Source organism: Flavobacterium litorale (genome assembly GCF_019613795.1).
In the GTDB taxonomy this organism is placed as follows: Bacteria; Bacteroidota; Bacteroidia; order Flavobacteriales; family Flavobacteriaceae; genus Flavobacterium; species Flavobacterium litorale.
Window position 1 is genome coordinate 130,204 of the sequence record NZ_CP080429.1, and the last position, 17,659, is coordinate 147,862.

At 38.1% G+C, this 17,659-nt stretch carries 17 protein-coding genes and 1 tRNA gene; 13 read left to right on the top strand and 5 right to left on the bottom strand.

Annotated features, from left to right (window positions below; all coding sequences use genetic code 11):
- Positions 1-8: 8 nt before the first annotated feature.
- The 13 genes from K1I41_RS00615 to K1I41_RS00675 all read left to right on the top strand — a co-directional run bounded on the left by K1I41_RS00615 (position 9) and on the right by K1I41_RS00675 (position 12,507).
- Positions 9-1,382: a methylmalonyl-CoA mutase subunit beta gene (locus tag K1I41_RS00615; protein WP_220640763.1), complete on the top strand. Its 1,374-nt coding sequence runs from the start codon at positions 9-11 to the stop codon at positions 1,380-1,382.
- Between the two features lie 17 nt (positions 1,383-1,399).
- The gene (gene scpA, locus K1I41_RS00620) at positions 1,400-3,538 is read left to right on the top strand and encodes a methylmalonyl-CoA mutase (RefSeq protein WP_220640764.1); all 2,139 of its coding nucleotides are present in this window, start codon (positions 1,400-1,402) and stop codon (positions 3,536-3,538) included.
- Positions 3,525-3,998, top strand: a complete 474-nt coding sequence (locus K1I41_RS00625) for a GyrI-like domain-containing protein (protein WP_255566944.1) — start codon at positions 3,525-3,527, stop codon at positions 3,996-3,998. The genes scpA and K1I41_RS00625 overlap by 14 nt, the downstream gene beginning before the upstream one ends.
- A 65-nt stretch (positions 3,999-4,063) precedes the next feature.
- Positions 4,064-4,137, top strand: a tRNA-Pro gene (locus K1I41_RS00630).
- A 105-nt stretch (positions 4,138-4,242) separates the two neighbouring features.
- Positions 4,243-4,746 carry a cupin domain-containing protein gene (locus K1I41_RS00635; RefSeq protein ID WP_220640765.1) on the top strand — a complete coding sequence of 168 codons (504 nt, stop codon included), beginning with the start codon at positions 4,243-4,245 and terminating at the stop codon, positions 4,744-4,746.
- Between the two features lie 186 nt (positions 4,747-4,932).
- On the top strand, positions 4,933-5,814 hold the full coding sequence (locus K1I41_RS00640) for an SDR family oxidoreductase (protein WP_220640766.1): 882 nt from the start codon (positions 4,933-4,935) through the stop codon (positions 5,812-5,814).
- Between the two features lie 135 nt (positions 5,815-5,949).
- A complete protein-coding gene (locus tag K1I41_RS00645; RefSeq protein WP_220640767.1) occupies positions 5,950-7,218 on the top strand; it encodes a T9SS type A sorting domain-containing protein in 1,269 nt (422 codons plus the stop codon).
- Between the two features lie 132 nt (positions 7,219-7,350).
- Positions 7,351-8,127: a ParA family protein gene (locus K1I41_RS00650; protein ID WP_220640768.1), complete on the top strand. Its 777-nt coding sequence runs from the start codon at positions 7,351-7,353 to the stop codon at positions 8,125-8,127.
- Positions 8,124-9,026: a ParB/RepB/Spo0J family partition protein gene (locus K1I41_RS00655; RefSeq protein WP_220640769.1), complete on the top strand. Its 903-nt coding sequence runs from the start codon at positions 8,124-8,126 to the stop codon at positions 9,024-9,026. The genes K1I41_RS00650 and K1I41_RS00655 overlap by 4 nt, the downstream gene beginning before the upstream one ends.
- Complete coding sequence (locus K1I41_RS00660; RefSeq protein ID WP_220640770.1) at positions 9,026-9,598, top strand: DUF5683 domain-containing protein; 573 nt, start codon at positions 9,026-9,028, stop codon at positions 9,596-9,598. The genes K1I41_RS00655 and K1I41_RS00660 overlap by 1 nt, the downstream gene beginning before the upstream one ends.
- A gap of 6 nt (positions 9,599-9,604) precedes the next feature.
- Positions 9,605-10,303 carry a 4-hydroxy-tetrahydrodipicolinate reductase gene (dapB, locus tag K1I41_RS00665; RefSeq protein ID WP_220640771.1) on the top strand — a complete coding sequence of 233 codons (699 nt, stop codon included), beginning with the start codon at positions 9,605-9,607 and terminating at the stop codon, positions 10,301-10,303.
- Between the two features lie 50 nt (positions 10,304-10,353).
- Positions 10,354-11,886, top strand: coding sequence for a signal peptidase I (lepB, locus tag K1I41_RS00670; protein ID WP_220640772.1), 1,533 nt, complete (start codon positions 10,354-10,356; stop codon positions 11,884-11,886).
- A gap of 9 nt (positions 11,887-11,895) precedes the next feature.
- Positions 11,896-12,507 carry a WbqC family protein gene (locus K1I41_RS00675; RefSeq protein ID WP_220640773.1) on the top strand — a complete coding sequence of 204 codons (612 nt, stop codon included), beginning with the start codon at positions 11,896-11,898 and terminating at the stop codon, positions 12,505-12,507.
- 17 nt (positions 12,508-12,524) lie between these two features.
- On the opposite strand, the gene K1I41_RS00680 is transcribed toward K1I41_RS00675, so the two are convergent.
- The 5 genes from K1I41_RS00680 to K1I41_RS00700 form a co-directional block, all read right to left on the bottom strand.
- Entirely contained in the window at positions 12,525-13,568 is a 1,044-nt protein-coding gene (locus K1I41_RS00680; RefSeq protein ID WP_220640774.1) for an endonuclease/exonuclease/phosphatase family protein, read from the bottom strand.
- A gap of 31 nt (positions 13,569-13,599) precedes the next feature.
- Positions 13,600-14,508 (bottom strand): rhomboid family intramembrane serine protease, encoded by a 909-nt coding sequence (locus K1I41_RS00685; RefSeq protein WP_220640775.1) that lies wholly within the window; start codon positions 14,506-14,508, stop codon positions 13,600-13,602.
- A 4-nt stretch (positions 14,509-14,512) separates the two neighbouring features.
- Positions 14,513-15,337: a rhomboid family intramembrane serine protease gene (locus tag K1I41_RS00690; protein ID WP_220640776.1), complete on the bottom strand. Its 825-nt coding sequence runs from the start codon at positions 15,335-15,337 to the stop codon at positions 14,513-14,515.
- The gene (mutL, locus tag K1I41_RS00695) at positions 15,334-17,205 is read right to left on the bottom strand and encodes a DNA mismatch repair endonuclease MutL (protein ID WP_220640777.1); all 1,872 of its coding nucleotides are present in this window, start codon (positions 17,203-17,205) and stop codon (positions 15,334-15,336) included. The genes K1I41_RS00690 and mutL overlap by 4 nt, the downstream gene beginning before the upstream one ends.
- Before the next feature lie 132 nt (positions 17,206-17,337).
- Positions 17,338-17,652: a DUF3467 domain-containing protein gene (locus tag K1I41_RS00700; RefSeq protein ID WP_220640778.1), complete on the bottom strand. Its 315-nt coding sequence runs from the start codon at positions 17,650-17,652 to the stop codon at positions 17,338-17,340.
- Positions 17,653-17,659 lie beyond the last annotated feature (7 nt).

A 17,659-nucleotide genomic window follows, 5' to 3' on the forward strand; every position in this document is an offset into this window, starting at 1 on the left:
TTTTGTGCATGAGCGAAAAACTATTTAACGGTTTTGATTCTGTATCATCCAAAGAATGGAAACAACAAATACAGGCAGACTTAAAAGGTGCCGATTATAACGATACATTAGTATGGGAAAGCCCAGAAGGGATTAAAGTAAAACCTTTTTACCATAACGACAATTTTACTACCCCTATACCTGCTGGAACAAAAGCAGCAAGCTTTAACATTTGCCAAAATATATTTGTATTTAATGTAGAGAAATCTATTGCCAGAGCAAATGACACATTACAGCGCGGTGCCGAAAGCATTCGTTTTACAATAGAAGACACTAAAACAGATATAGAAAAGCTGCTAAACGGGATTCCTTTAAAAAACATTCATGTTTACCTACATTTAGGTTTCTTTGCAATCGATTTCGTAAAGCGAATTAACGCTGTTGCAAAGAGTAAAGAGGCAACCATATACGTACAGCTCGACCCCATTGGAAGATTGGCTAAAGAGGGGAATTGGTTCGATAAAAAAGATAAAGATCTTGATGCGCTAAACACCATAGCAATAGCCTGTACCAACATCAGCTTTTTAAGTGTAGATGGTAGCCTCTACCAAAACGCAGGAGCTAATATGGTACAACAACTAGCCTATACACTAGCACACACCAACGAGTATTTTAATGCTGTGGCAACCATTAGCCAACCTATTGTTTTACAAGTAACCGTTGGTACAAACTACTTTTTTGAGATAGCTAAACTACGGGCGTTACGCCAATTATTTAGAACAATAGCAAAAGAGTACGGGCATACACACGAGTGCCATATTATAGCAACACCCACCAAACGCAACAAAACTCTATACGATTATAACACCAATATGCTCCGTACTACTACCGAGTGTATGAGTGCTATTTTAGGTGGGGCAAATGCCGTAGCCAATTTACCTTATGACGCTTTATACCATAAAGACAACGAGTTTGGCGACCGTATTGCACGCAACCAGCTACTGGTATTAAAACACGAAAGTTATTTTGATAAAGTAGATAATCCTGCCGATGGGGCTTACTATATTGAAGAGCTAACACAGCAATTAGCTGAAAAAGCACTAGTACTCTTTAAAGATATCGAAGCAAACGGAGGCTTCTTATCACAACTAAAAGAAGGCACTATACAACGCAAAATACAAGAAAGTGCTACAAAAGAGCAGGAGCTTTTTAATAGTGGTAAAGAAGTATTGTTGGGTACCAATAAATACCCCAATAAGAACGACCGAATGAGTGGCGAACTCGAGTTGTATCCGTTTGTAAAAACCGATGCAAAAAAAACACTTATATCGCCCATCATTGAAAAGCGACTTGCCGAAGCCATAGAAAAGGAACGATTGGATTCAGAAAAAAACGAGGGTTAACTTTATAACGATTTATAATGAAACGAAAAGACCTCCAACATATACAGTTAAACAAGAGTACCAACCAAAGTACTGCTGCAAAAGCAGACATGTTTACAACTGCCGAAAATATTGAAGTAAAACAGGAGTACACTGCCAACGATATTGAAAAATTAGAGCATATAGGATTTGCAGCAGGATTTGCTCCCAATTTGCGCGGTCCGTACAGTACCATGTACGTACGCCGCCCATGGACTATACGCCAGTATGCAGGCTTCTCTACAGCCGAAGAAAGTAATGCCTTTTACCGCCGTAACCTCGCCGCAGGGCAAAAAGGACTATCGGTAGCTTTTGATTTAGCCACACACCGCGGGTACGATAGTGACCACGAACGTGTAGTAGGCGATGTTGGTAAAGCGGGCGTTGCCATAGATAGCGTTGAAGATATGAAAGTGCTTTTTGACCAAATACCATTGGGAGAAATGTCAGTTTCCATGACCATGAATGGTGCGGTACTCCCCATTATGGCATTTTATATTGTAGCAGCCGAAGAGCAGGGCGTACAACCAGCGCTACTTTCGGGTACCATACAAAACGATATTTTAAAGGAGTTTATGGTACGTAATACCTACATCTACCCTCCTGCCCCATCCATGAAAATTATTGCTGATATATTTGAATATACCAGTAAAAATATGCCCAAGTTCAACTCCATTAGTATATCGGGCTACCACATGCAGGAAGCAGGCGCTACTGCCGATATTGAACTTGCATATACCCTTGCCGACGGTCTAGAATACATTCGTACAGGGCTGGCAGCAGGTATGAAAATAGATAAATTCGCACCCCGCCTATCATTTTTTTGGGCTATTGGTATGAACCACTTTATGGAAATTGCCAAAATGCGTGCAGGGCGTATGCTTTGGGCAAAACTATTACAACAATTTAATCCCGAAAATAAAAAATCGCTTGCCTTGCGTACCCACTGCCAAACCAGTGGCTGGAGCTTAACAGAGCAAGACCCGTTTAATAATGTGGCACGTACCTGTATAGAGGCAGCAGCAGCAGCCTTTGGCGGAACACAATCGTTACACACCAATGCCTTAGATGAAGCTATTGCATTACCTACCGATTTCTCGGCACGTATAGCGCGTAACACACAAATATTTTTACAAGAAGAAACCAAAATAACAAAAACGGTAGACCCTTGGGCAGGCAGTTACTACGTAGAAAGCCTTACCAACGAAATTGCACACAAAGCATGGGCATTAATTGAAGAAGTGGAAGAGCTTGGTGGTATGACCAAAGCTATTGAAGCGGGCATACCCAAGTTGCGTATTGAAGAGGCTGCGGCACGCAAACAGGCTCGTATTGATAGTACACAGGATATTATTGTTGGGGTAAATAAATACCGACTGGAAAAGGAAGACCCATTACACATATTGGACGTAGATAACCAAATGGTGCGCCGCCAGCAAATAGAACGCTTGGAGGCAATAAAGGCAAGTCGTGATAGTAATAAAGTAGCTGAATGTCTTGATAAACTTACCAAAGCTGCAAAAACAGGCGAAGGAAACCTATTAGCGTTAGCTGTAGATGCAGCACGACACAGAGCTACATTAGGCGAAATTAGCGATGCGCTCGAAACAGTATATGGCAGGTATAAAGCACAAATAAAATCATTTAGCGGCGTGTATAGTAAAGAAATTAAAAACGACGAGAGTTTTGAAAAAGCAAAACAGTTAGCCGACGAATTTGCAAAACTGGAAGGACGTCGTCCGAGAATAATGATTGCCAAAATGGGGCAAGACGGACACGACCGAGGTGCCAAAGTAGTAGCAACAGGTTATGCCGATGTAGGTTTTGATGTAGATATTGGTCCACTTTTCCAAACACCTGCCGAAGCAGCAAAACAAGCCGTAGAAAACGATGTACACATTTTAGGCGTATCATCGTTAGCAGCAGGGCACAAAACTTTAGTACCACAGGTTATTGCAGAGCTCAAAAAATATGGCAGAGAGGATATTATGGTAATAGTAGGTGGCGTTATTCCTGCACAGGACTACGAGTACCTCTTTGAGTCGGGTGCCGTTGCCGTGTTTGGACCTGGTACTAAAATTAGCGAGGCTGCTATTAAAATACTAGATGTTTTAATTAAAGGTTTTGAAGAAGAATAAGATGGAAAAACACCATTTAGATACTATTTACCTTACAGGTATAGCACTCCCTAATAAAACAACCAATGCCAATGGGCAGGCAATGCAAGATTGCGGACAACTTTGGCAGGAGTTTGAAAAAGGCGGCTGGTTTGCTAAAATTCCTAATCGTATTGATAATAAAGTATACGCTGTATATCATAATTATGATGGCGACCATACACAGCCATACGCCTATTTTATAGGTTGTAGCGTAGCTCCAGAATCGGTTGTACCAGAAGGTATGCAAAGCGTAGTTATTCCCGCTGGTAATTTTGTAAAATTTACTGCAAAGGGTAAAATGCCTGACTGTATTGGTTCCGAATGGCAAAAAATCTGGAAATCGGATGTGGTTCGTGCTTATAAAGCAGACTTTGAGGTGTACGATGAGCGCAGCCACGACTGGGAAAATGCAGAAGTAGCTATTTTTATTGGCGTATAACTGCAATTATTATTTATTTTTTAGGTAAAAACTAATATATTTGCACACCTTATTTAATAAGGAATCGGGATGTAGCGCAGCCTGGTAGCGTACTAGCATGGGGTGCTAGGGGTCGCTGGTTCGAATCCAGTCATCCCGACAAAAACGTGTCAGCAGACAACAAAAAAGCTAATTATATAATTGTCAACATCTTAAAAAAATATTGATACTATATAATTAGCTTTACTATTAAAACCCACAAAGGATGAATCGGAAAGAAGCAATTATCAAAGCATTAGATTTGAAACCGCATCCTGAAGGAGGCTATTTTAAAGAAACGTACAGGAGTAAAGGAGAAATTACTACCGATAGCCTAAACCCTGAATACAGCGGAAAAAGAAATTACTCCACGTGTATTTATTTTATGTTAACCTCAGATACTTTTTCTGCATTTCATAAAATAAAACAAGACGAAATCTGGCATTTTTATGATGGTGCTACAATTCACTTGCATATCATTTCAGCAACAGGCGAATATTCCGAGCATATTATCGGTCGTAATTTTGCCAATGGCGAAGTACCACAGTTAATTGTTCCTGGTAATAGTTGGTTTGCCGCAAGGGTTGTAAATGAAAATGCTTATTCTTTAGTGGGATGTACTGTAGCCCCCGGATTTGACTTTGATGATTTTGTAATGCCTACTAGGGCAATACTAATAGCACAGTTTCCACAACACGAGGCAATCATTACAGAGTTAACGCATAGCTAAACTTTACTTCTGCTTAGCAAGCATTATCCACTACACAAGCAACGTAGTACAACTTGAATTAATCAAACACTTATTATAAAACTACTGCGTAGCGCAACAAATACCATAGCCTACAAACATAAAGTAATAGCTATACTGCTTTTTATTAATTAGTATCTTTACAGTTATAACAAATGATATTATATAATGAACTATACAAGCAAAATGTTGCGTGATGATGCGCTACAAGATAAAATAATAGTAATAACTGGCGGTGGTAGCGGATTGGGAAAATCTATGACCAAGTACTTTATGGAATTGGGCGCAAAGGTTGCCATAACATCGCGTAACCTAGAAAAGCTACAAACCACAGCCAAAGAGTTAGAAGCAGAAACAAATGGAAAATGCCTTGCAGTACAATGTGATGTACGCCATTACAACGAAGTGGAAGCAATGTTACAAACGGTATTGGATGCTTATGGGCGTGTAGATGTTTTACTAAATAATGCTGCGGGTAATTTTATATCGCCTACCGAGCGGTTATCTGCCAATGCTTTTGATACTATTATTGATATTGTACTTAAAGGCTCTAAAAACTGTACGCTGGCGTTTGGTAAACATTGGATAGATACAAAACAGGAAAATACAAGCATATTAAACATTGTTACCACCTATGCATGGACGGGCTCGGCATACGTAGTACCTAGTGCTACAGCAAAAGCTGGTGTGTTAGCCATGACGCGTAGCCTTGCTGTGGAGTGGGCTAAGTATGGCATCCGCTCCAATGCTATTGCTCCTGGACCGTTCCCTACTAAAGGGGCGTGGGACAGGTTATTGCCTGGCGATTTAAAGGAAAAATTTGATCTTGCTAAAAAAGTACCACTAAAACGTGTAGGCGACCACCAAGAGTTAGCCAATCTCGCAGCCTATTTAGTTTCTGATTTTTCGGCATACATAAACGGTGAAGTAATTACGATAGATGGTGGCGAATGGCTAAAAGGCGCAGGGCAATTTAACTTGCTAGAAGCTGTACCCGAAGAAATGTGGGATATGCTTGAAGCTATGATTAAAGCAAAGAAAAACAAGTAGCAATACCCCTTTTTATGGATAAAAACTGGTAGTAAAAACTATCAGTTTTTTTATTTCATTTATTTAGAATTGATATAAATAAAATAGTATATTTGCCAAAACAATCACTATTTTTAATAAATCTAAATAAACTAAATGATGAAAAAAGCATTACTATTAGTAGCATCACTATTTACAGGTATAATAAGTTTTGCCCAGTACACTACGGTTAGTGTAGCGTTAGAACCTTCGTATACCAATCAGGTATATTACAAATTTGCCGACAACTCACAAACAGCAGTAGCTACCAATACGTGGGATTTAGCATTTTTGAGAATTAGCAGTATGGATATTGGTATCCGTGTAAACGACAGCAGAGGCATACAAGTTTTTGAGGCTTCGGACAATATTAATGATTGGGGCACTATTGACGTGACTCAGGAAGATACTTGGACGCCTGTATACAACTCCGAAACAGTATGGGCAACAGGAGCTTTTGATAATGGCTCGGCAACTTATGGTTGGGGCGAATATAACCCTGCTACGCACCACGTTACAGGAAGTATTATTTTTGTATTGAAGTATACCGATGAATCGTACAAAAAAATGATAATCGAAGATTATTTTGGTGGTTATACTATTAAATACGCTACTTGGTCGGGTACTGAGTGGAGTGAAGATACTACCACTACAATACTCAACGGATCCTCCAACAACGCATTCAACTACTTCTCATTAACTACTGATGATACAGTAACCGTAGCACCAGAAGATGCAGAATGGGATATTGTATTTGGCAGATATTATGGTAATATTGGTGAGGACGATGCACCAGTAATGTACCTTGTAACAGGTGCATTGCATAACGAAGCTACAGTAACTGTTGCACAAATAGATGAAACAGGTGCTACAGATGAAAACCCAACAATGCCTAATGATGAGGCTTACTCGGAAGATATTAATACAGTGGGTGACGATTGGAAATCGTTCAACATGGATACATTTAGTTATGATATTGATCCTGAAACAACATTTTATGTAAAACATAATGATGGCACTGTTTACAGAATGTACTTTACATCGTTTGGAGGTTCAAGTACAGGAAATTTAAGCTTTAAGTATAAGAATGTTTCTGCTACAGCAGGGCTAAAAGCACTTAACAACAATGTAAGTTTCAGTTTTTATCCTAACCCTACCAACGATAAAAAAATTACACTACTGTATGACCTAAAAAATACAGTAGCCGAAAAAAACACAGTAAGCGTTTACACAGTAGCAGGTGCTAAGGTTTTTGAAACCGACGTAACCAACAACACTGGCTTTTACACCAAACAAGTAAACCTATCAGCATTACCATCGGGCATGTACATTGTTCAAATGCAATCGGACAACTATACAACATCAAAAAAGTTAGTTATCCGTTAGTAATTATAGCAGTCTTTACCAGCAAAGCCAAAGGATAATTCCTTTGGCTTTTTTATTTATTAATGTTAACAATTTCCGTTTTTAGATACCATAAATAGTTGTATTTTTACGGTTCAAAATTTTTAAGTGCTAATGGGTAAAATCATCGCTATAGCTAACCAAAAAGGAGGCGTAGGCAAAACAACAACTACGGTAAACTTAGCGGCATCGTTGGGTGTACTGGAAAAAAAAGTACTCTTAATTGATGCTGACCCTCAGGCTAATGCAAGCTCTGGTCTTGGTATTGATGTAGAAGCCGTAGCCGTTGGTACCTACCAATTGTTAGAGCATAGCGTATCTGCCCAAGAAGCTATTATACCCTGTACAGCACCCAACGTTACTGTAATACCCGCACATATTGATCTTGTAGCTATAGAAATAGAGCTTGTAGATAAAGAAAATAGGGAATATATGCTAAAGCAGGCATTGGAGAGCATAAGAGATAATTACGATTATATACTTATTGACTGTGCCCCATCGTTAGGATTACTAACCCTTAATGCACTTACAGCAGCCGATTCGGTTATTATACCCATACAATGCGAATATTTTGCGCTAGAGGGTTTAGGCAAGTTATTAAACACGATAAAAAGTGTACAAAAAATACATAATCCTGCGTTGGATATAGAGGGATTATTACTCACTATGTACGACTCCAGATTACGCCTTAGCAATCAGGTAGTAGAAGAGGTGCAAAAACACTTCAACAATATGGTGTTTAAAACCCTAATACAACGTAATGTAAAACTAAGCGAAGCACCCAGTTACGGCGAAAGCATTATAAATTACGATGCTACCAGTAAAGGAGCAAGCAATTACCTGCATTTAGCAGAAGAGATTATAAAGAAAAATAGTACTGTAGGTTTATGACAAAAGCAATAAAAAAGCAAGCACTTGGCAGAGGATTATCGGCATTATTAAAAGATCCTGAAAACGATATTAAATCGGCAGAGGATAAAAATGCAGATAAAGTGGTAGGCAGTATTGTTGCGCTTGATATTGATACTATAGAGATAAACCCTTTCCAGCCCAGAACAAATTTTAACGAAGAATCGTTAAATGAATTGAGCACCTCCATTAAAGAGCTGGGGGTGATACAACCCATAACGGTACGAAAACTCGATTATAACAAATACCAACTCATATCGGGAGAGCGTCGTTTGCGTGCCTCCAAAATAGCAGGACTTACCAATATCCCGTCATATATTAGGTTAGCCAACGATAACGAATCGTTGGTTATGGCATTGGTTGAGAACATTCAACGTCATGACCTCGACCCTATCGAAATTGCGCTTTCCTATCAAAGATTAATTGATGAGATACAACTTACGCAAGAACAAATGAGCGAGCGTGTAGGTAAAAAACGCTCTACAATTGCAAACTACCTGCGCCTTTTAAAGCTAGACCCTATTATACAAACGGGCATACGCGATGGTTTTATTACCATGGGGCATGGTCGTGCTTTAATTACCATAGAAAACCACGATGTGCAGGCTGATATTTATCAGAAAATAGTAAGCGAAAACCTATCGGTACGCGAAACAGAAGTATTGGTAAAAAATTATCAGGAAAGCCTAAAACCTACAAAATCAAAAACGGCAGCAAAGCCAAATGCCTTTAATGTAGAGGATAAACAGCAAAAAGCCATTATAAACTTTTTTGGTGCTAAAGTCGATGTAAAAGTTGATGCCAAAGGAAAAGGTAAAATAACAATCCCTTTTCACTCAGAAGAGGATTTCAACAGAATTATAAAACTCATACAATCTTAGTGATAAAAAAACTTTTCATATCCCTATTGTTTTTACTATTCTCGGCTACACCACTACTGGCACAAGACGATGAATTGGAAACGGATATTATAGTTAAAGATTCTGTTGTGGCAACATCATACAACATAAGCCCGCTTGCGCCTGCAAAAGCAGCATTTTACTCTGCAATACTACCTGGTTTGGGGCAAGCCTACACCAAAAAGTATTGGAAAATACCCATTGTATATGGTAGTATGGGACTAAGTTTTTATTACTACAATTTTAACAACAGGCAATACAAACTGTATAGGAATGCCTACCGAGACAGACTAGCAGGGCGCGAAGTTACAGGCGAATTGGCAGGACTTACAGAGGATAGGCTTATTAGTGGGCAACGCTTTCACCAACGTAACCGCGACCTTTCGTTACTCATAACCGTAGGGCTTTATGTACTTAATATTGTAGAAGCAAACGTAAATGCACACTTAGGGCAATTTAATGTAAACGAGGACTTATCGTTATACCCCAACATCCAACAAAACCAAATAGACTATAACTATAACGTAGGGCTTACGCTTAGCTACCAATTTTAAAACATCATGAAAATTGCACTTTTAGGTTACGGCAAAATGGGCAATGTTATAGCCCGCATCGCGGCAGAAAGAGGTCATGAAATAGTACTTCGAAAAAAGGCGGAAGATAATTTCGACGGTCTACAAGATGCCGATGTTGCTATAGAGTTTAGCGTTCCTACAGCCGCAGTAACTAATATTACCGAGTGCTTAAACAATAACATACCCGTAGTAAGTGGTACCACAGGGTGGTTAGCTCATTATGATGAGGTAACACAACTTTGCGAAACTAAAAAAGGAGCTTTTATATACGCCTCTAACTTTAGCTTAGGGGTAAATATCTTTTTTGAGCTGAACGTACAACTCGCAAAAATGATGTCGAAACTAGAACGATACAATGTTTCGATGGAAGAAATTCACCATACCCAAAAACTGGACGCCCCAAGCGGTACAGCTATAACATTAGCTAACGATATTATTGCTAATACCAATTATATCAACTGGGCTATTGAAAATCCAAAAGAAACTGATATTTTTATTGATGCCAAACGCGAAGAAAATGTACCTGGTACACACACGGTAAATTATGTCTCTGATGTTGATAGTATCGAGATTAAGCATACTGCACATAGCCGTGAAGGCTTTGCTTTGGGTGCCGTTGTTGCTGCCGAGTGGCTAACGGGTAAAACGGGGGTATATAGCATGAAAGATGTTTTAGGAATATAGCAGTAACAAATTTTTATAAAAAGATACTTATATAATAAAATATATAGAAGATGACACTATTAGAATGGTTTATATTTATACTAGCAGTACAAGTAGTACACTTTTTAGGTACTTGGAAACTTTACCAAAAAGCGGGCAGAAAACCTTGGGAAGCTGCTGTACCAATTTATAATGGTGTTGTTTTAATGCGCATTATTAACCGCCCTCGTTGGTGGGTATTACTACTATTTGTACCTATTGTAAACCTAATTATGTTCCCTGTAGTATGGGTAGAAACACTAAGGAGTTTTGGCAAAACCTCCACTAAAGATACATTGCTAGGCATTATTACCTTAGGCTTATACATCTACTATATTAATTATAGTGGCGATGCCGATTATCGTGCAGAGCGCGATTTAAAAGCTAGCACCAAAGCAGGCGATACGGTAAGCTCATTACTATTTGCAGTAGTAGTCGCTACCATTGTACACACCTATGTAATGCAACCTTATACCATACCTACCTCATCGTTGGAGAAAACCTTATTGGTAGGCGACTTTTTATTTGTAAGCAAATTTCACTATGGTGCACGAACGCCAATGACTACCGTTGCACTCCCAATGATACACGATAGTATTCCGCTAACAGAATCAAAATCGTACCTAAAAAAACCACTACTACCCTATTTTAGATTTCCTGGTTTTGAGGAGCCCGAAAAAAATGATATTGTAGTATTTAACTGGCCTGTAGATACTATTGGGTTCAGAAACTACAAGGCGGGTGTTGTAAAAAAGCCTATCGACAAAAAATCGAACTATGTAAAACGATGCGTGGGCAGACCTGGTGATACGCTTAGCATTAAAAACGGACTCGTATATATTGATGGTAAAGAGCTTATTTTATCGGATAGAGCAAAACCACAATATTCGTATAGGGTTACTACCGACGGAAGTAATTTAAATGATGCATATCTTAGAAAAGAACTGGACGTAACAGATCCTTACCAAAAAGTAAGCGATAATATGTATATTTTTAAATCGCTTACCGAGAAAAATGCAGAAACATTACGAAACAATCCTGGTATAGTAAACGTTGAAAAATATGAAGATAAAGGTACCGATGCTACTATTTTCCCGTATACAAAACCCAATTGGAATGTAGATAATATGGGACCTATTTATATTCCGCAAGAAGGTAAAACAGTTACACTAAATAGCGAAACATTACCTTTTTACAAGATGATAATTACCGATTATGAGGATAACGAGCTTAAAGTGAATGGTGACGAAATACGAGTAAATGGTAAAGTAGTAGATAGTTATACTTTTAAACAAAACTATTATTGGATGATGGGAGATAACCGCCATAACTCTGAAGATAGCCGTTTTTGGGGGTACGTACCCGAAGACCACATTGTAGGTAAGCCTGTTTTAATATGGATGAGTTTGGATGCCAATGGAAAGCCACGTTGGAATAGGTTTTTCACAACTGTTAGTGGTGATGGCGAACCTGTATCATACCTTAAATATGTTCTTATTGCATTAGCGGCATGGTTTGCTTTTGATTTTTTCAGAAAAAAGAGAAAAAAGGCAAAAACTGATTAATTCATTTTAATGCACATTCTATTACATCCTACCTATTTTCCATCCGTTAGCCATTTTGTGGCTATGGTAAAAGCCAATGCTATAACTTTTGAGGTTGAAGATAATTTCCAGAAACAAACCAACAGGAACAGGATGTATATTTACAGCCCTAACGGTATCCAGCTACTCAACATCCCTGTAAAGCACAGCAAAGGAAATCATCAAAAGTTTAAAGACACTAAAATAGAGCAAGCTTTTGGGTGGCAAAAGCAGCATTTTAAATCGCTTGAAGCAGCGTATAGAACGTCTCCGTTCTTCGAGTATTTTGAAGATGATATACGTCCGCTATTTGAGAAAAAACATACTTACATGATGGACCTCAACTTTGAGGCTATGGAAATTGTTACGGATTGTTTGGGAATGGATTTTTCGTATGATAAAACAACGGAATACTTTCATGAAGTAGATGATATAACCGATTATCGTTACTTGGTAAACGGCAAAAAAGACGCTTCAACTTTTGAGCCTTACATACAAGTATTTAATGACAAGCATGGTTTTATTAATAACCTTAGCATACTGGATTTACTTTTTAACGAAGGACGCCATGCTTTAGATTATCTAAAAAATCAGTCGCTTTAAATACGTAATTAAGGTTACTATTTATCTTCTTTAGTAGTAATAGCCAAGCGTGCCATTATCGGGAAATGATCTGAGTTGACAAAACCATTAAATGTGTTAAATGATTTTGTCTGAAAGTTGTTATCAGAAAAAATATAGTCAATCCGTGCAGGATAATATTTAAAGTTATACGATTTACCAAAACCACTACCCACTTCCTCAAAAGCATCATTCATATCGCCTTTAATGCTTCTGTACACATAGGAGAATGCACTATTATTAAGGTCACCACAAATAATAGTAGGATAATTACATTGTTGCTTATGAGCTACTAATAGTTCCGCTTGTAATTGCTGTTTAGCAAAAGCTTCGCTAAGGCGTTTAAAAATACGTTTCGACTTCTCTTCGTCTATCTTTTCGTGAATATCTGGAGCTATTTTTATCGATTGCATGTGCATACTATACACCCTAATTGTATCGTTCCCCTTCTTCAAATCAGCATATATAACATTATTGCTGGATTTAGGAAATTTAATACTACCCTTGTCTACAATTGGGAATTTAGAAAATATTGCTTGCCCTGTTTTATAACGATCGTTACGCGAAAAAATGTACTTATACTTGTAATGATTGAAATACACATCGTCTGAAGGAGCATATTCTTGGAAACACAAAATATCGGGATCTTGCTTACCTACAAATTGCTTTATGCTATCTTTTGCGTTAATATCGGGCACCCATCTGTACAAATTAAACATTCGGACATTGTAACTCATCAGGGTAAAATCTTCTTGTGTTTGGGGTACATTTTCCTGAGAAAATTTGTAAAACTTATTTATAAATGTAATACCTAAAAGCAGTACAATACCTGATAGGAGCATTTGCTTTTTAAACTGCAATAACCAGTAAATAAAAAATAAAAAATTAAGCACCAACATTAGGGGTAGTAACAGAGTAAATACCGATAATATGGGAAATACTTTGGGTGCTAAAAAGGGTAAAACATAGGCTACAAACGTTAATACAGTTACTACCATATTAAGGAAGAACACAAGTTTATTAAACCACGAAAGTTTTTTCATTACAATACCTTTACAAAAGCAAAACTACTTATTATTTACCAACTTTAAACAAAAACTCTTTCTCCTCTTTAGTCAGGCTATCGTAACCCGATTTACTTATCTTATCGAGTATATCGTCTATTTGTTGTTGTGTAACATCTTTAGGCTTTTTAGCTGCGCTTTTATACTTATTGGGTTGCGTTTTGTTACGATGTACTTTTTTAAAGGGTGATTTGGTTTTGGGTTTAAATAGGTTCTCGAAAAACTCGATAACACTAGAAACTATTTTACTTAAATCGGTACCGTTTTGTAGTGCTTTTATAAAAATGTAACCAAATAATGCTCCTGCAAGGTGTGCTATATGACCTCCTTGATTACTAACAGAGACATTAATAAGATCTAATATAATAAACACTAATGCAATGTGCCAGAGTTTTACTGTACCAATAAGCATAAGCCGTACCTGATAATAGGGTGCATACACAGCAGTAGCTACCAATATCCCCATAATAGAGCCAGAAGCTCCTACCATTTTAGAAGAGTTCAAACTAGTAAGCAGCGGTATAGTATTGTAACTAAGAATAAACAGTAACGCCGAAAATATTGCTGCTAATATGTATAGGCCAAAAAGCTGTTTTTGCGTAAAAAAAGTGAGGAATATGCGTGCTGAAAAATGAAGCACTAACATATTAAAAAGTATGTGAAAAAAACCTGAATGCAGAAATGCGTAGGTAATTAACGACCAAGGTTTCCATAATAAATCTTGAGGTTGGGAGGAGATACTAAACCAATCATCTGCAAGAGGATTGTTCCAGTCCATAAAGGGCAGTTCTACCCTGAATGGTGCTAGTATGCTAAGTAGTATTAGCGGAATAACAAACAGCCCTATGTTCCAAAAAATAAGTCTTTGCGTTATTCCCCCTATTCTATATTGCAACTTTAAATCGTCTATAAGTCCCATAACGCTAATTCCAACGGTTATTGTTAAACTGATTCTTCTTCCAGTACCACATCATTACAAATCCTATTAATGCACCGCCAAGGTGGGCAAAATGTGCTATACCTGTATGCCATGCCCCACCAAATACTGATTGCCCTTTAAGTCCTAAAAATAAATCGACTGCCAACAGCCCAGGTACAAAATATTTTGCTTTTATAGGTATGGGTAAAAACAATAGCATTAGCTCGGCATTCGGAAACATAAATGCAAAAGCAACAATAATACCGTATAGTGCTCCTGAAGCGCCTAACATAGGTCTTTGGTTTAATGCCGCACCATTAATTAGACTACTATAACTTTCTTGGTTCAACAAATTTACTTTTCCACTCTCCTGAAGTATTGGTATCAACCTGCGCTTAAATAAGTCTTCACTGTAATTACTATCAGTTAAAAAATCGATATTTAATATTTGATGCAGAGTATTTGAGGAGAGATTCATGTTGTTCGCTCCTTCTAAAACACTCTGCATTTCAAAATACGTGACACCCAAATGTAGTAATGCCGCACCAAGCCCGCATGAAACATAAAAAAATAAAAGCTTCTTAGTACCCCATTGTAACTCTAAAGCACTACCAAACATCCATAAACCAAACATATTAAATAATATGTGAGTAATACCGCCATGCATAAACATATGGGTAAGTAACTGCCACACTTTAAAATCGTCTGATTGCGGAAAGTGAAGCGCCAAGTAATTATAGGCTACAGACGTACCTATAAACTGAGTTCCTATAAAAAATATAACATTTATAATTATTAACTGCTTAACAGTATCAGTAATGCGCATCATATGGCAAATCGTTTATCTAAATCTTCCACACTCATAGTAATGAAAGTTGGTTTATTAAATGGGGAAACATCAGGCTCTTTACACGCAAATAACGAGTTTACCATATTTTCTTGCTCTGCTTCGGTAAGCAATACACCTGTTTTTACAGCAAGGCTACGTGCCATCGATTTGGCAATGCTATCGGTTTGGCTAAAACTACTGTCGGGTACTTCTTGTTGTAAATCGCTAATTAGTTCTTCCAATAGTATGGATACCTCGCTTTCAGGTACATTAACAGGTAATCCCGAAACTACAATATTATCGGTATTAATTTCGGTAAACACAAAGCCCGTATTTTCTAACGCTGCTTTCATTTCCTGTATAAGGTCTATTTCTGTTTTATTGTAATGCAACGTTAACGGAAACAATAATTGCTGGCTAGCTCCTTGCTGTACGGTTATATTTTTTAAAAATTGTTCGTACAACACTCGCTGGTGGGCTCGCTTTTGGTCAATTATTACCATACCCGATTTTATAGGGCTAACAATATATTTTTTATGTATCTGATAAGTCGTCTGAACAGTTTGCTCTACCTCCCCATCATTAAATAACGAACCTGTTATTTCGTTCTGTTCAAAATCTATGCCTTCCTGTCCGTTTGTAGTAGGCGTAAGTTCTGTATATAAACTTTCCCAAGAAGCTGTTCGGTCTGTTTTCCGAAATGCAGACGAAGCATACGCAGATGGAGTTGTTTTTTGCGATTGTTGCCCTGATGGTTCATCAGCAAAAGGATTAAAACCCCTATCTACTTGTACATTTGGCGTTACCGCTGCTTTACTTTCGTAATTGTAAGGCGTATCGAGGTTAGCATCACGCTCAAAATCGAGCACTGGTGCTACATTAAATTGCCCCAAGCTGTGTTTAATGGATGAACGGAGTATAGCATATAGCGCATGCTCGTCATCAAATTTTATCTCCGTTTTTGTGGGGTGAATGTTAATATCTATAGTGTTGGGTGGCACTTCCAGATAAATAAAATAACCTGGTTGGCAACCATCTTTTAACAACCCCTCGTAGGCTGCCACAACGGCATGGTGTAAGTAACCACTTTTTATAAACCTGTTGTTTACAAAAAAAAATTGTTCGCCTCTACTCTTCTTGGCAAACTCGGGTTTAATAGCAAAGCCCTGTATTTTTACAATCTCAGTAGTTTCTTGTACAGGAACTAATTTCTCGTTGGTACGCGCACCAAAAACACCTACTATACGTTGGCGTTGGTTTGCCATAGGTAGGTTAAACATTTCGCTACCGTTGTGGTACAACACAAAACTAATATTGGGATGTGCTAAAGCAACACGCTCAAATTCATCTACAATATGCCTAAACTCGACGGTATCCGATTTTAAAAAGTTACGCCTAGCCGGTATATTATAAAATAAGTTTTTTATGGAGAATGAGGTGCCTTTAGGTACTACCGCAACATCCTGGCTTACTACCTTACTGCCCTCTATAACAATGTGTGTACCCAGCTCTTCCTGCTCTTGTTTGGTTTTCATCTCTACATGAGCAATAGCGGCAATACTGGCTAAAGCCTCACCCCTAAAACCTTTGGTACAGAGTGCAAATAAATCTTCAGCATGGCGTATTTTACTGGTAGCATGGCGTTCAAAACACAATCGGGCATCACTGGCATTCATGCCAACACCATTATCAATAACTTGTATTAGGGTTTTACCCGCATCTTTAATAATGAGTTTAATATCAGTAGCACTTGCATCAACCGCGTTTTCTAGTAATTCTTTTACTACCGAAGCAGGGCGTTGCACCACCTCTCCTGCCGCTATTTGATTGGCAACATGGTCGGGAAGTAACTGAATAATGCTAGACATACAAATGTAATGATTGATAGGATTGATGATTTTTTGACGGACATCAAAGTTACGGAAATTTAGCGATGTGTAGAATATATGCCAATAAAAAACCCGCTCTGTTGAGCGGGTTTTACTAATACTGTATTTACATTACGCTTGTCCAGCAGGACCAAAACTAAGCGGAAGCGAAGGCTGCTCGGAATCGCTTATGGTACCATGGGCACTTTCAAAACGATTAATGTTTTCGCCTAACGCTTTTAGCAGTCGTTTAGCATGCTGTGGCGTTAACACAATGCGCGATTTTACTTTGGCTTTAGGTGCACCTGGCATCATGGCTACAAAATCGACTACAAACTCTGATGCAGAATGATTGATTATAGCTAGATTAGAGTACGTTCCTTCGGCTGTTTTTTCGTCCAGTTCAATATTAATTTGCCCTGGCTTTTGTTGTTTCTGATCACTCATTGGTTAT

Excerpts from the sequence above, each read along its gene's own strand:
- dapB (WP_220640771.1), top strand. The coding sequence starts at position 9,605 with ATGAAAATTGCACTTTTAGGTTACGGCAAAATGGGCAATGTTATAGCC.
- lepB (WP_220640772.1), top strand. The coding sequence starts at position 10,354 with ATGACACTATTAGAATGGTTTATATTTATACTAGCAGTACAAGTAGTA.
- mutL (WP_220640777.1), bottom strand. The coding sequence starts at position 17,205 with ATGTCTAGCATTATTCAGTTACTTCCCGACCATGTTGCCAATCAAATA.
- K1I41_RS00635 (WP_220640765.1), top strand. The coding sequence starts at position 4,243 with ATGAATCGGAAAGAAGCAATTATCAAAGCATTAGATTTGAAACCGCAT.
- K1I41_RS00640 (WP_220640766.1), top strand. The coding sequence starts at position 4,933 with ATGAACTATACAAGCAAAATGTTGCGTGATGATGCGCTACAAGATAAA.
- K1I41_RS00690 (WP_220640776.1), bottom strand. The coding sequence starts at position 15,337 with ATGATGCGCATTACTGATACTGTTAAGCAGTTAATAATTATAAATGTT.
- K1I41_RS00615 (WP_220640763.1), top strand. The coding sequence starts at position 9 with ATGAGCGAAAAACTATTTAACGGTTTTGATTCTGTATCATCCAAAGAA.
- K1I41_RS00650 (WP_220640768.1), top strand. The coding sequence starts at position 7,351 with ATGGGTAAAATCATCGCTATAGCTAACCAAAAAGGAGGCGTAGGCAAA.
- scpA (WP_220640764.1), top strand. The coding sequence starts at position 1,400 with ATGAAACGAAAAGACCTCCAACATATACAGTTAAACAAGAGTACCAAC.
- K1I41_RS00645 (WP_220640767.1), top strand. The coding sequence starts at position 5,950 with ATGATGAAAAAAGCATTACTATTAGTAGCATCACTATTTACAGGTATA.
- K1I41_RS00680 (WP_220640774.1), bottom strand. The coding sequence starts at position 13,568 with ATGAAAAAACTTTCGTGGTTTAATAAACTTGTGTTCTTCCTTAATATG.
- K1I41_RS00675 (WP_220640773.1), top strand. The coding sequence starts at position 11,896 with ATGCACATTCTATTACATCCTACCTATTTTCCATCCGTTAGCCATTTT.
- K1I41_RS00700 (WP_220640778.1), bottom strand. The coding sequence starts at position 17,652 with ATGAGTGATCAGAAACAACAAAAGCCAGGGCAAATTAATATTGAACTG.
- K1I41_RS00655 (WP_220640769.1), top strand. The coding sequence starts at position 8,124 with ATGACAAAAGCAATAAAAAAGCAAGCACTTGGCAGAGGATTATCGGCA.
- K1I41_RS00685 (WP_220640775.1), bottom strand. The coding sequence starts at position 14,508 with ATGGGACTTATAGACGATTTAAAGTTGCAATATAGAATAGGGGGAATA.